General features: G+C 64.7%; 11 protein-coding genes and 1 pseudogene. 5 read left to right on the top strand and 7 right to left on the bottom strand.

What is annotated here, in order from left to right; genetic code table 11:
* Window positions 1–29 precede the first annotated feature (29 nt).
* Window positions 30–1,031: an adenosine kinase gene (locus tag ACVW1C_RS18755; RefSeq protein ID WP_456759700.1), complete on the top strand. Its 1,002-nt coding sequence runs from the start codon at window positions 30–32 to the stop codon at window positions 1,029–1,031.
* A 142-nt stretch (window positions 1,032–1,173) separates the two neighbouring features.
* Here the strand turns inward: ACVW1C_RS18755 and ACVW1C_RS18750 are convergent, their stop codons facing one another.
* Window positions 1,174–2,874, bottom strand: a complete 1,701-nt coding sequence (locus ACVW1C_RS18750) for an AMP-binding protein (protein ID WP_456759699.1) — start codon at window positions 2,872–2,874, stop codon at window positions 1,174–1,176.
* 274 nt (window positions 2,875–3,148) lie between these two features.
* Window positions 3,149–4,342 carry a serine hydrolase domain-containing protein gene (locus ACVW1C_RS18745; protein WP_456759698.1) on the bottom strand — a complete coding sequence of 398 codons (1,194 nt, stop codon included), beginning with the start codon at window positions 4,340–4,342 and terminating at the stop codon, window positions 3,149–3,151.
* A 345-nt stretch (window positions 4,343–4,687) separates the two neighbouring features.
* On the opposite strand from ACVW1C_RS18745, the gene ACVW1C_RS18740 reads away from it, so the two are divergent.
* A complete protein-coding gene (locus ACVW1C_RS18740) occupies window positions 4,688–5,011 on the top strand; it encodes a hypothetical protein (protein WP_173639697.1) in 324 nt (107 codons plus the stop codon).
* 136 nt (window positions 5,012–5,147) lie between these two features.
* Complete coding sequence (locus tag ACVW1C_RS18735) at window positions 5,148–6,644, top strand: NAD-dependent succinate-semialdehyde dehydrogenase (RefSeq protein WP_456759697.1); 1,497 nt, start codon at window positions 5,148–5,150, stop codon at window positions 6,642–6,644.
* A 22-nt stretch (window positions 6,645–6,666) separates the two neighbouring features.
* Here ACVW1C_RS18735 and ACVW1C_RS18730 read toward each other — a convergent pair whose 3' ends face one another.
* From ACVW1C_RS18730 to ACVW1C_RS18715, 4 genes and pseudogenes are all read right to left on the bottom strand, one after another.
* Window positions 6,667–6,810: a BON domain-containing protein gene (locus tag ACVW1C_RS18730; RefSeq protein ID WP_456759696.1), complete on the bottom strand. Its 144-nt coding sequence runs from the start codon at window positions 6,808–6,810 to the stop codon at window positions 6,667–6,669.
* An 82-nt stretch (window positions 6,811–6,892) separates the two neighbouring features.
* Window positions 6,893–6,949, bottom strand: a pseudogene (locus tag ACVW1C_RS18725) (hypothetical protein); the annotation flags it as partial.
* 93 nt (window positions 6,950–7,042) lie between these two features.
* Complete coding sequence (locus tag ACVW1C_RS18720; RefSeq protein WP_456759695.1) at window positions 7,043–7,519, bottom strand: hypothetical protein; 477 nt, start codon at window positions 7,517–7,519, stop codon at window positions 7,043–7,045.
* Between the two features lie 253 nt (window positions 7,520–7,772).
* Window positions 7,773–8,672, bottom strand: a complete 900-nt coding sequence (locus ACVW1C_RS18715; RefSeq protein WP_456759694.1) for an amino acid ABC transporter substrate-binding protein — start codon at window positions 8,670–8,672, stop codon at window positions 7,773–7,775.
* 143 nt (window positions 8,673–8,815) lie between these two features.
* Here ACVW1C_RS18715 and ACVW1C_RS18710 point away from each other — a divergent pair, with 143 nt between their 5' ends.
* A complete protein-coding gene (locus tag ACVW1C_RS18710; RefSeq protein WP_456759693.1) occupies window positions 8,816–9,517 on the top strand; it encodes a GntR family transcriptional regulator in 702 nt (233 codons plus the stop codon).
* A gap of 57 nt (window positions 9,518–9,574) precedes the next feature.
* Window positions 9,575–10,939 (top strand): NAD(P)/FAD-dependent oxidoreductase, encoded by a 1,365-nt coding sequence (locus ACVW1C_RS18705; protein WP_456759692.1) that lies wholly within the window; start codon window positions 9,575–9,577, stop codon window positions 10,937–10,939.
* Here the strand turns inward: ACVW1C_RS18705 and ACVW1C_RS18700 are convergent.
* Window positions 10,936–11,970 carry an alpha/beta fold hydrolase gene (locus ACVW1C_RS18700; protein ID WP_456759691.1) on the bottom strand — a complete coding sequence of 345 codons (1,035 nt, stop codon included), beginning with the start codon at window positions 11,968–11,970 and terminating at the stop codon, window positions 10,936–10,938. The genes ACVW1C_RS18705 and ACVW1C_RS18700 overlap by 4 nt on opposite strands.
* Between the last annotated feature and the right edge of the window lie 22 nt (window positions 11,971–11,992).

Raw genomic sequence — 11,992 nt, 5'->3', positions numbered from 1 at the left:
GTTGGGTGGCGTTAACACAGGGCAGGTCTATGGCTGACGCAAAATACGACGTTCTCGGGATCGGCAACGCGATCTTCGACGTGCTGGTGCAGACCGACGAGGCATTTCTCGCCCGTCACGGCATGACCAAAGGCTCGATGCAGCTGATCGACGAAGCGCGCGCCACCGCGATCTACGCCGATATGGGGCAGGCGACCGAGATGTCGGGCGGTTCGGCCGCGAACACCATCGTCGGCGTCGGCAATCTCGGCGCCCGTGCCGCCTATGTCGGCAAGGTCAAGGACGACCAGATCGGCAAGCTTTATGTCCACGACATCCGCGCCGCCGGCGTCACCTTCGACACCGCGCCGGCCAAGACCGGCCCGGCCACCGGATGCTCCTACATCCTGGTGACGCCGGATGGCGAGCGCACCATGAACACCTATCTCGGCGCCGCGCAGGACCTGACGCCCGACGACATCGATCCGGCTCAGATCGCGGCCGCCGGCATCATCTATCTCGAGGGCTATCTCTGGGATCCGAAGAACGCCAAGGACGCCTTCGTGAAGGCGGCCGATATCGCGCATGGCGCGGGCCGCCAGGTCGCGCTGACGCTGTCGGATTCGTTCTGCGTCGATCGCTACCGCGACGAATTCCTCGGTCTGATGCGCAAGGGCACGGTGGACCTCGTGTTCGCCAACGAGTCCGAGCTGCACTCGCTGTACCAGACCTCGGATTTCGACACCGCGCTGAAGCAGTTCGGCAAGGATACGAAACTCGGCGTCGTCACCCGCAGCGAGAAGGGCTGCGTGGTGATCTCAGGTGATGGCGTCGTATCGGCGGCCGCCTCTTCGATCGACAGGCTCGTCGATACCACCGGTGCCGGCGATCTGTTCGCCGCAGGCTTCCTGGTCGGTCTGGTGCGCAATGTCGGCCATGGGAACGCCGGCCGCCTCGGCGCGCTCGCCGCCGCCGAAGTGATCCAGCACATCGGCGCCCGGCCGCTGGTCTCGCTGAAGGATCTGGCGAAGCAGAAGGGGTTGCTGGTTTAAGGGCGACGGCTTCTTCACCTCTCCCGCTTGCGGGGGAGGTCGGCGCGTAGCGCCGGGTGGGGGCTCTCTCCACGATGTGACTCGCGGACAGAGCCCCCACCCCGACCCTCCCCCGCAAGCGGGAGAGGGAGAAGCAAATGCCTCACGCCGTCTTCGCGGCCTTCAGCCCCAGCCGCTGCTCGACCGCGTCGCGCATCACGAATTTTTGGATCTTGCCGGTCACCGTCATCGGGAATTCCTCGACGAACTCGACATAGCGCGGGATCTTGTTGTGGGCGATCTGGCCCTGGCAGAAGGCGCGTACCTCGTCTGCCGTGAGGGTCTCGCCGGCCCTGACCCTGACCCAGGCGCAGAGCTCCTCGCCATAGCGCTCATCGGCGACGCCGAAGATCTGCACGTCCTGGATCTTGGGATGGCGATAGAGGAATTCCTCGATCTCTCTCGGATAGAGATTTTCGCCGCCGCGGATCACCAGGTCCTTGATGCGGCCGACGATGTTGCAATAGCCCTCGTCGTCGATCACGGCGAGATCGCCGGTGTGCATCCAGCCGTTGGCGTCGAGCACCTCGCCCGTCTTTTCCTTCTCGTCCCAATAGCCGAGCATCACGCTGTAGCCGCGGGTGCAGAGCTCGCCGCGTTCGCCGCGCGGCACCACGTTGCCGTCGAGATCGACGACCTTGACCTCGACATGCGGGTGGATGCGGCCGACGGTGGAGACGCGGCGCTCCAGCGGATCGTCGGTCGCGCTCTGAAAGCTCACCGGGCTGGTCTCGGTCATGCCGTAGGCGATCGTCACCTCGTGCATGTTCATCTCGGTGTTGACGCGCTTCATCACCTCGATCGGGCAGGGCGCGCCGGCCATGATGCCGGTGCGCAGCGAGGACAGATCGAAGCGCTTGAACTCGGGATGGTCGAGCTCGGCGATGAACATGGTCGGCACGCCGTACAGCGTCGTGCATTTCTCCTGCGCGACCGTCGCAAGCGTCGCCAGCGGGTCGAAGCCTTCGCCTGGATAGACCATGGTGGTGCCGAGCGTGACGGAGGCGAGATTGCCCATCACCATGCCGAAGCAGTGATAGAGCGGCACCGGAATGCAGATGCGGTCCCGCTCGGTCAGGCGCATGGCGCGGCCGGTGAAGTAGCCGTTGTTGAGGATGTTGTGATGCGTCAGCGTCACGCCCTTGGGCGAGCCGGTGGTGCCGCTGGTGAACTGGATGTTGACCGGATCATCGAATTGCAGGCTGTCGCCGAGCGCCGCAAGCTGTTCACGATGGCGCGCCCCGCCCATCTGCGCGACCGCATCGAATGGAATCGTGCCTGGTGCCGTCGGTCCGCCGATCTGGATCACGGCGCGCAGTTGCGGCAGCCGCGCCGAGCCCAAATGGCCGGGCTCGGAGCCCGCAAGCTCGGGCAGCAGCGTGTTCAGCATCTCCATGTAGGCCGAGGTCTTGAACGCGGTCGCGGTCACGATCGCGGCGCAGCCGACCTTGCCGAGTGCGAATTCGAGCTCGCTCAGCCGATAGGCGGGATTGATGGTGACGAGGATCAGGCCGGCCTTCGCGGCGGCGAATTGCGTCAGCGTCCATTCCGGCCGGTTCAGCGACCAGATGCCGATCCGCTCGCCGCGCTGCAGCCCGAGCGCGAGGAAGCCGGCCGCCAGCGCCTCGACGCGCTCGGCGAATTCGTTCCAGGTCCAGCGCACATTGTGGCTCGGCGAGACCAGCGCCTCGCGACCGCCCCAGCGCGCGCGTGCGCGGTCGAGGCTTCGGCCGATGGTTTCACCGAGCAGCGGCGTATCGGAAATGCCGCAGACATAGCTGTATGCCTTGGGTGTGGGTGCCAAGCTGGTCCTCCTTCTGGTCGTGTTTGTGTCGTCACGCTTTTTTGCGCGATCTTAGTCGTTTGGCGCCGACAGGACAGGCCCGACCTATGGCGGGTATGGGGTTTACTTCACCTCGCCCCGCTTGCGGGGAGAGGTCGGATCGCATCGCAGATGCGATCCGGGTGAGGGGGAGTCTCCGCGAGTTCAGCCGTTACAGATGTGTGCGGAAGCAGCCCCTCACCCCAACCCTCTCCCCGTAAGAAACGGGGAGAGGGAGTTGATCGTGCTCGCGTCCTTAAGCCGCCCGCTGCCCGCTGCCGGCGTCGAGGCCGGCATAAATGCCCTTCTCGAAGCCTGCGAAGGCCTCCAGGCTGTGCTTGTCCGCGAACGGCAACAGCTGGGTCAGGATCACGCCGCAGACGTCGCGCGACGGATCGATCCAGTAATAGGTGTTGGCGAGGCCCGCCCAGGCGAGGCTGCCGGCGCTGCGGCCTTCCGGCGTCTTGGCGGTGTTGATCAGGAAGCTCAGTCCCCACTTCTTGACGATGTCGGGCCAGAGATCGACGTCGTTGGTGTACATCGGCGCCGCCGTCGTCATCTTGCCGACGGTGAGCTCGCCGATGTGGTTCTGTCCCATCAAAGCGACGGTCTCGGCCTTCAGCACCTGGTTGCCGTTGCCTTTGCCCTTGTTGAGGATCATCTGGCAGAACTTGATGTAGTCGGCCGCAGTCGAATAAAGGCCGCCGCCACCCATGTGGAATTCAGGGTTCTGCTCGAGCTCGAACGGGATCGCGGCCAGCGTGCCGTCCGCGCCGCGGGCGTGCATGCCGACCAGCCGCTTGCGCATGTCGTCGGAGATCTTGAAGGCGGTGTCGCTCATGCCGAGCGGCGCGAAAATGTGGTCGCGCAAGTACGCATCGAGCTTCTTGCCGGATGCTGCCTCCACAGCCTTGCCGACGAAGTCGATATTGATACCGTATTCCCAGCGCGTGCCGGGATCGCTCGCCAGCGGCGTCTTCAGTGCGGCATTCGAGCAGGAGATGATCCCGGGCGTACCGGTCTTCTCCATATATTTCCCCATGTCGGCGTTCCACAGGTCGTAGCAGAAGCCGGCAGTGTGGGTCATGAGCTTGCGCAGTGTGATCGGCCCCTTGGCAGGCCGCAGCTTCGGCTCGCCTTTGGCATCGAAGCCGTCGAGCACCTGCACGGCGGCGAGATCGGGCAACAGCTTGCCGATCGGCTCATCGAGCGAGAGCTTGCCCTGCTCGACGAGCTGCATCGCGCCCGCGGAGGTCACCGCCTTGGTCATCGAGGCGATCCAGAACACGCTATCGGCGGTCATCGGATCGCTCTTGGAGAGGTCGCGCTTGCCGAACGCGCCTTCGTAGATCACGTCCTTGCCGGTGGCCGCGATGGCGACCACGCCGGGAATCTCCTTTGCCTCGCTCTTCTGCCGCAATAACTGGTCGATCTGAGCCTTGCTCTGCATTGGGGGCGTCCTCCGGTGGGGTTTATTGTTTTGAAGTGGCGGGATCATCCTCCCGCTTTTCCGCTCCCGCAAGGCAGGCGCGATGCGATGATGTCGCGATGTCGTGAAAGCCGGGTAGCAGGAACGGGCTCGCTTAGCGGGCGTTCACCACGCGCCCAGATTTTGCGGTGGGCTTTGGGCAAGTCCGGGTGACCGGCAGGGAGGGCCACGGTAACGTGATCGACAGACTGATTTTCGGACCTGTTTTTTTGCAATAACGCATTCAGATCGCTGCACAATCGGTGCGGCACAAACGGATGATTTGACGAAAACCATCGTCATATTTGGGGTTGCGGGGACGCAGCAATGATTTCGACATGGAGTGAATGGAAGCGCTATCCGCGGCCGGGCCGCGGCGAGAACATCGAGGCGCCGATCAGCCCGGGTCTCTACGAAGTTCGCTACGCGGGTACCGGCGCCCTGCATTCATTCGAGGCGGTCGATAACGTCGCTCAGGCGCTGGCGCTGCTGCAGACGGGCACAAAATCCTGGTTCGGCCGCCGCGATGCGCGGGCGCAAGCCGACCTCGAATACCGGACCTGCGCGACCTCGACCAAGGCGGATGCCAAGGCCGCGGCCGAGCGCATGATCGGCCGTCGCGAAACCTATATGTCGGGCGGCGCGCTCTAAGCGCCGGCTTATGTAGGAACTGCGCGCCAGCCCTCGATATTGCTTGAAGCAGGGTCGCGCCCGGCGCCGGTGCATCGCAGCGGCTTTCCGCTTATATAGGCCGCAAATACCCCAAGGAAATTCCAGGAGTAACGCCATGACCCCGCCCGTTGCCGCACGCGCCACGCAATCCGCAGCATCCTCTCTGCAAGGCCGCTTGAAGGACCCGTCGCTGCTGCGCGACCGCTGCTACATCGACGGCGCCTGGGTCGGCACGCCGGAGTTCGCCGTCAACAATCCCGCGACCGGCGTCGAGCTGATCAAGATTCCGCAACTGGGCGCTGACGATACCACCAGGGCTGTCGAGGCCGCCCAGCGCGCGTTTCCGGCCTGGGCCAAGCTGACCGCCAAGCAGCGCTCCAATACCTTACGCAAATGGTTCGACCTGATCATCGCCAACCGCGAGGACCTCGCGCTGATCCTGACCTCCGAGCAGGGCAAGCCGCTGGCGGAGGCGCTCGGCGAGGTCGATATCGGCGCGGCCTATGTCGAGTTCTTCGCGGAGGAAGCGCGCCGCGTCTATGGCGAGACGATCCCGACCCAGCGTCCGGATGCCCGCCTGCTCGCGATCCGGCAGCCGATCGGCGTCTGCGGCGCCATCACGCCGTGGAATTTCCCGAACTCGATGATCACGCGAAAAGTGTCGCCGGCGCTGGCCGCCGGCTGCACCGTCGTGCTGAAGCCCGCCAACGAGACGCCGCTGTCCGCGCTCGCGCTGGCTGTGCTGGCCGAAAAGGCTGGCGTGCCGAAGGGCGTGCTCAACATCGTCACCGGTGATGCGCCGCCGATCGGCAAGGTGCTGTGCGAGCATCCGGCGGTGCGGTTCGTCGGCTTCACGGGGTCGACCAATGTCGGCAAGATCCTGTACCGGCAAGCATCGGTCGGCGTGAAGAAGCTCGGCCTCGAGCTCGGCGGCAATGCGCCGTTCGTGGTGTTCGACGATGCCGACATCGATGCCGCGGTCGAAGGCGCTATCGTCTCCAAGTATCGCAACATGGGCCAGACCTGCGTCTGTGCCAACCGTCTCTACGCGCAGGACAAGATCTACGACCAGTTCGTCGAGAAGCTGTCGAAGAAGGTCGCCGAGATGAAGATCGGCGACGGCACGGAGGCCGGCGTGACCCAGGGACCGCTGATCAACATGAAGGCGATCGAGAAGGTCGAGCGGCACATCGCGGATGCGGTCAAGGGCGGCGCCAAGGTCGTGACCGGCGGCAAGCGCTCGGCGCTGGGCCGCAGCTTCTTCGAGCCGACCGTGCTGTCGGACGTGAGACCCGACGCGCTCGTCGCGCAGGAGGAGACCTTCGGCCCGCTGGCGCCGGTGATCCGCTTCAAGGACGAGGCCGATGTGATCGCGATGTGCAACGCCTCGCCGTTCGGTCTCGCCTCCTACTTCTATTCGCGTGACATCGGCCGCGTCTGGCGTGTCGCCGAGGCGCTGGAGTCGGGCATGGTCGGCGTCAACTCCGGCCTGATCACGACCGAGGTCGCACCGTTCGGCGGCGTCAAGGAAAGCGGCCTCGGCCGCGAAGGTTCGCGTCACGGCATGGATGAGTATGTCGAGATCAAATACGTGATGATGGCCGGCGTCTAGCGGGGCACAGCCGAACTCGCCATCAGTAAATGGTGACCTCCACCGTCATGTGATCACTGACGGTGGTCACGCCGGCCCTGTTTTCGGCTGCAACCCTGATGGCTCGCCGGGCGGTATCCGATTGGGCAAAGCCCCAGAGATCGACGACGCCGTGGCTTGCGGCCACGTTCAGCCTGTGAGCGCGCGCCTGCGATTGCCTGGATGATGTTGGCGCGGGTAACGATGCCGACCAGATCGCCGCCCTCGCTGACGATCGGGACGCGGTTGATGTGGCTCTCTTCGAATATTCCGGCGATATCATGCAAGGGCGTGTCCGGAAACGCCGCGCGTTATGATGTCTTTCACGCTGGTCGCGTGAGATTTGATGTAGTTCTCCGCAATCACGCGTTGGCCGATGGCTAAGGCTTGCCCTTCGGCTGGAACGCCTGGTTCGAAAACGGCTGCTCGGCAGGTGTGCGCAGCACGATGAAGGCGCGGTCCATCGATTGATGACAGCTGTTGCAGCCCTTGGTCAGCTCGCCGAACTCCTTCACGAACCTGTCCGGGTCCTTGCGGTCGATGGCCTCCGAGATAACGGAGATGGTCGAGGCGAGCGTTGTGATGTTGGAGACTGGTATCCCCCTGTAAAGCAGCGCTGCCTCGACGAGGCTTTCCTTGATTTGTTGCAGCTCATAAGCCGCAAGCGGCCAGTTTCGGGCCGTTCCGGCGGACCACAGCTTGAGATGCTGAAGTTGCGCGGCGGTCATGATGTTGGCGAGCTGCGGGACATATCGCTCGGAGTTGCTTGGAGCGGGGGGCGACTCAGCCCAACTGGTCGGGATCGTCGCCGCGACCGACATGGCGAGCAACAGGGCCGCAAATGGCATTGCTTTCATGCGCGTTCCAGACAAAAGGCGGGAGCGATCACGAACGCCCCCACGAACACCTAAAACAAGCATGCGTCAGCCGAGGTGGCCTCGCGTTGATCCAGCGCAAGGGAATCGATTTCGGAACGTTTCGAAATTATCATAACGGGCTCTGGCCGAGGCTGGCCCCATGAAGCTGCCGCGACCGCGGCTACCATGTCCGCGTCGGGCCGGACGCCGAGTGGCCGTCGTCGCTACGGGCCGACCCGAACCGCCGTGCCTGTCAGACGCCCTTGTCGTTCGGATTGGCGACGGCGTCCTTCAGCGGCGCCGTCATCGGGAAACTCAGGTTCACGTTCTTCGGCGGAATCGGCCGCGTGAACCATTTCGCGTAGAGCTCCTGGAATTCGTTGCTCTTCATCATGGCAGCCAGCGTCCGGTCGACCAGCGCCTTGAACTCCGGATCGCCCTTGCGGATGATCAGCCCGTAGGGCTCGGTGCGCAGGCTGTCGTCGATGATGCGCCAGTCGGATGGATTGGGGCTGCCCGCGATCAGGCTCGCGAGCAGGATGTCGTCCATCACGAAGGCGTCGCTGCGCCCGGTGGTCAGCGCGAGGAACGACGCGGCATGATCCGGGGTCAGGATGTTCTTGGTCTGAAAGTTCTTCGCCTGGGCGCGCGCGCTCAACAGGCCGATCGAAGTTGATCCCGAAGTCAGCGAGACCGGCCTGCCGCCGAGGTCCTCGAAGGTCTTGATCGGGGCGTCCTTCTGCACCACCGCGCGGATGCTCGAGACGAAGATCGTGGTGCTGAAGGCGACGACTTTCTGCCGCTCCAGCGTGTTGGTAGCGGGACCGCAGACGATGTCGATGGTGCCGTTCTCGATCAGCGGTATCTGGGTGGAGAGCTGGATCGGCTGCAGTTTGGTCTGCAGCGCCGGCAGCTTGAGCTCGCTCTTCACCGCCTCGACGATCCGGGCACAGAGGTCCATCGCGAAGCCGACCGGCTTCTGGTTGTCGTCGAGATAGGAGAACGGGACCGAGACGTCGCGGTGCCCGAGCCGGATTTCGCCGGCATCGCGGATCTTGGCCAGTGTCCCGCCGGGCGATTGGGCCTGCGCCGGGACGGATCCCATCGCCGCAAGAAAGGCCAGGTAGATCAATCGCTTGAATGTTTTGTTCATCAGGTGCTCGCGGACGCCGGCAGAACTGGATACGATAGCTCAAGATTTTATACATTGAATTGCATAATCGGCAATCTGATTTTATACAATCATGACCAGGTCGGATATCTTGGCTTGGCTCACCAGCAAGAGAGAGAAGCCGGATGGAACCTGCGACCGCCGCCAGCCATCGAGGGGCCGGACGTCACGGTTCCGCGCCGGACGCCGTGCGCGAGGCACTGCGGGCCGCGATCAGTTCCGGCGAGCTCGCGCCCGGACTGCAGCTCCGTCAGGACGAGCTCGCTGCCCGGTTCGGCACCAGCCGCATCCCGGTGCGCGAGGCGCTGCGCCAGCTCGAGGCCGAGGGTTTTGTGACCTTCCTGCCCAACCGCGGCGCTGTCGTCTCCGACCTGTCGATCGATGAGGTGATCGAGCTGCTCGAGATCCGCATCGCACTCGAATGCCACGCGTTGCGATTGGCGATCCCCGCGATGGGCGAGATCGATCTCGAGGCGGCGACGAAAATCCTTCGTGCCTACGACGCCGAGCCTGATCCGGCGCAATGGGGCGCTTTCAACTGGAAATTCCACGCCACGCTCTACGCGCCATGCAATCGTCCGCGGCTGCTCAGCATGATCGAGGCGAATTACGGCCACGTTGGCCGCTTCACGCGGGCGCTGGTGTCGCAGGCGACCGGCAAGGAGCGTCCGCAACGCGAGCACTACCGGCTGCTCGAATTCTGTCGCGACGGCGAGGTCAAGAAGGCCGTCCGCCTGCTGCGTGATCACATCGAGGAAACGCAGAAGACGCTGCGCTCGGCGCAGCGCCAGGCGTTGCGCGATGCGGACCCCGAACGCCCGGTCTGATCGCTGCGACAATTCAAATCATCGCAGGCCCCACTGCGGGCCTTTGGGAGACCACGCGTGAAGACCAATGACGTCGAAATCCTGGTGATCGGTGCGGGCATCGTCGGCATCGCCACGGCGTACTCCCTCGCCGTTCAGCACAAGCGTGCGCGTCTTTTGATCGTCGACGAAGGCCAGCCGATGGCGCTGACCTCGGCGCAGTCGGGCGAGAACTACCGCAACTGGTGGCCGCATCCGACGATGGCCGATTTCACCGATCATTCCACCGACCTGATGGAGGAGATCGCACGCCGCAGCGACAACCGCATCCACATGACGCGACGCGGATATCTGCTGGTCACGCGCGAGGAGAAACCTGAGGAATTGCTGCAGCAGCTCTACGCCGGCTATGGCGCGCAAGCCGCGAAGCTGATCCGTCTGCATGAAGGGGCAGGCCGCGGCTACGTGCCGCCGCATTCGGCGGACTGGCAAAACGCACCCGACGGCGTCGACGTTCTGCTCGGCCGCGATCTGATTGCGGCGCATTACCCGACCTTCGATAAGGCGGTCTCGACCGCGCTACATATCCGCCGGGCAGGCGACATCAGCGGCCAGCAGCTCGGCCAGTACATGCTGGAGACGATGCGGCCGCTGGGAGCGCAATTCCAGCAGGCCAAGGTGGTCGGCATCGCGAAGACCGATCGCTTCGCCGTCGACGTGCTGGCCGATGGCGCGAGGCACATCAAGGCGGACATCATCGTCAACGCCGCGGGCCCGTTCGCCGCGCATGTCGCGGCGATGCATGGCGAAGCGCTTCCGATCGTCAACGTGCTCCAGCAGAAGATCGCGTTCGCCGATCGCAACCGCGCGGTCGATCGCAAAATGCCGTTTGCGATCGATCTCGACGGCCAGACGCTGGCCTGGTCCGACGACGAGCGCGAGGCGCTGTCCGCGGCGCCGGAATTCGCGCGGCTGCTGGCGCCGATGCCGGGCAGCATCCATTGCCGGCCTGACGGCGGCGATCACGGCGAGTGGATCAAGCTCGGCTGGGCCTTCAATGCCGAGCAGACCACGGCGCCGGTGCGCGAGCCGGAGCTCAATCCATATTTCCCCGAAGTCGTGCTGCGCGCGGCGAGCCGGCTGCAGCCGCGCCTCGCGCAATATCTCGGCGCGCTACCGCGCGACCGCGTGCATTACGGCGGCTACTACCCGATGACGAAGGAGAACTGGCCGTTGATCGGCGCGGCGAAGACGCCGGGCGTCTTCCTCGCCACCGCGCTGTCGGGTTACGGCACGATGGGCGCCTGCGCCACCGGCGATCTCTGCGCCCGCGCTGTGGTCGGCGCGCCCGTGCCCGCATTCGCCCGCAGCCTCTCACTCGCGCGGTATCAGGACAAGGCGCTGATGGAGCAACTTGAGGCGACCGCCAGCGGCTTGCTCTAGCCGAGGCTCTCCATGAACGCGCGCAGCCGCGGCGCCCATTTGTGCGCGTCGCGGCCCGATGCCGAATGGCCGTAGTCGCTGTCGAGCAGAAAATAATCGGCGTCGACGCCGGCGGCCTTCAGGGCCGGCATCACCTGCGGTGCAAGCTCCGGCGGGAACAGTCTGTCGGTCCGCGACAGGACATAGAGCACCTTGGCCTTGATCTGTCCGAACTGCGCCGTCACGTCGAAGCGGCGCAGCGCCTTGGCCAGAGTCAGCAGCGAATTGGCGTCGAACCCCCCGGCCCATTCCGCCGCCTCGGCGCGGATCGCGGCCTCAATGTCAGCGGGATCGGTCATCGTGTCGCGCAGCCGCGTCTCGATGCCGTAGCTCTTCAGCGTCGCGGCGCGGATCTGGATCATGCTTTCGAGCACGCCGCCGTGATCGTAATAGTCGCCGCCGTTCCAGTTCGGATCCTGCGACAGCCCCGCCATCAGGCGCGCGACATTGCCTTCGGCGCGTTCGTGCGGCACCAGCGGCGCGGTGACGACAGCGGCGATGCCGCGCATGGCGTCGGGATAGTTCACCGCCCATTGCAGCGCCTGGAAACCGCCATAGGACGGACCGACGATCGCAACGAGCTTGTCGATGCCGAGATCATCGAGCATCGCGCGCTGGGTGGCGACGATGTCGCTGACGGTGATGTCCGGAAAGCGTGGCCCGTAACGCCGGCCGGTCCGCGGATCGATGCTTGCCGCGTTGGTCGAGCCGTAGGACGAGCCCAGCATGTTCGGACAGATCGCGAAGTAGCGGTCGGTGTCGACAGCCTTGCCGGGGCCGACGATCTCGTTCCAGCTGCCTTCGCCGGTCGATTCGCCGGGATCGATCATCTGCGGCCCGCTGGTGTTGCCGTGGGTGATCAGCACGACATTGTCGCGGTTGGGCGCCAGCGTGCCGACGGTGCGGTACGCGACGGTGACTTCGCCCAGCACGCTGCCGTTCTCCAAGCGGAAATCGGATGTCGTGAAGTTCTTCAGCTCGGTTGCGGGCATCGTCTTGCTTTCGGAATGGTGC

Source organism: Bradyrhizobium sp. USDA 4011 (assembly GCF_054063415.1).
The sequence above is the reverse complement of the archived record's forward strand: the minus strand, read 5'-3'. Positions and strand labels throughout refer to the sequence as shown.